This is a genomic window from Streptomyces sparsus (assembly GCF_054776295.1).
The window spans coordinates 1-773 of sequence record NZ_BAAHCA010001500.1; the positions used below are offsets into that span (position 1 = coordinate 1).

Consider the following 773-nt stretch of genomic DNA (forward strand, 5'->3'; position numbering starts at 1 on the left):
CGCCGCGGCAGCCGTCGCGCTGCCCGCCGTGCTGGGCCGGACGGTCGACCTGCTGCTCGCCGGTGATCCCGAGGCGCGGCGCCTGCTGCTGATCTGCGTCGCGCTGATCGTCGTGGAAGTCGCGCTGGACTCCGCGGTGGCCCTGCTGGGCGGCGTCACCGGGGCACGGGCCACCGCGTGGGTGCGCCGCAGCACCGTCGGGCGGCTGCTGACCTCCGACCCCCGGCACGGAGCGCGCTTCACGCCCGGTGACCTCGGCACCCGGCTGACCGTCAACGCGGCCGACACCGGTGCCGCACCCGTCACCCTCGCCACCGCCGCAGCCTCCGTGCTGCCCCCGCTGGGCGGCCTGGTCGGGCTGTTCCTCGTCGACGTGTGGACGGCCGCCGCCTTCGTTGCCGGCATCCCGCTGCTCGCGCTGCTGCTGCGCGCGTTCGCCCGCAGCTCGTCCGTGACCGTCTCCGGCTACCAGGAGGTGCAGGGCGGCATCGCCGGGCGGCTCGTCGAGACCCTGGCCGGGGCACGCACCATCGCCGCCGCCGGCACGGCCGACCGGGAGCAGCGCAGGGTGCTCGCACCGCTGACCGAACTCGACCGGCGGGGACGCGAGATGTGGCGGGTGTACGGCAGCGCCGTCGCCCGTAGCACCGTGCTGATGCCGCTGCTGGCGACCGTGGTCCTGGCGGTCGGCGGGCTCCGGCTGGCGGCCGGCCACCTCAGCGTCGGCGGACTGCTGGCCGCGTCCCGCTACGCCGTCCTGGCCGGCGGCGTCG

The 773-nt window shown here is 77.0% G+C and carries 1 protein-coding gene; it reads left to right on the top strand.

Going from position 1 to position 773, the window contains the following annotated elements; genetic code table 11:
- Window positions 1–773, top strand: a 773-nt coding sequence (locus ACYVE9_RS29255) for an ABC transporter transmembrane domain-containing protein (RefSeq protein ID WP_461030897.1), incomplete at both ends; no start/stop codon positions are given.